Origin of the sequence: Virgibacillus sp. 7505 (assembly GCF_002272135.1) — a bacterium.
In the GTDB taxonomy this organism is placed as follows: Bacteria; Bacillota; Bacilli; order Bacillales; family Amphibacillaceae; genus Terribacillus.
This window is the reverse complement of record NZ_NPBF01000337.1, coordinates 1-231: the sequence shown is the minus strand read 5'-3', so window position 1 is coordinate 231 and position 231 is coordinate 1. Positions and strand designations below refer to the sequence as shown.

Below are 231 nucleotides of genomic sequence, written 5' to 3'. Positions count from 1 at the left end.
AAGAAAACCCGACCATTGATGGCCAGCCGACGCTCGGTTTGTCGTTATTGGCTGATGATTGGCGGATTATGATATCGACCACAAATCCGGCTTTCTATGCAACTGGAGCTCCAGATGACGGTGAGTTCTATATTGACCCGGACACCTATGAAGCGACGATGCATTACCGCCGCGCGGAAGAAAAGGAATATTTCCGCTGGCTGAACCATATGAATGACAGCGGTTTACTAG

At 49.4% G+C, this 231-nt stretch carries 1 pseudogene; it reads left to right on the top strand.

Annotated features, from left to right (window positions below):
• Positions 1-231, top strand: a pseudogene (locus tag CHH91_RS21355) (ABC transporter substrate-binding protein); the annotation flags it as partial.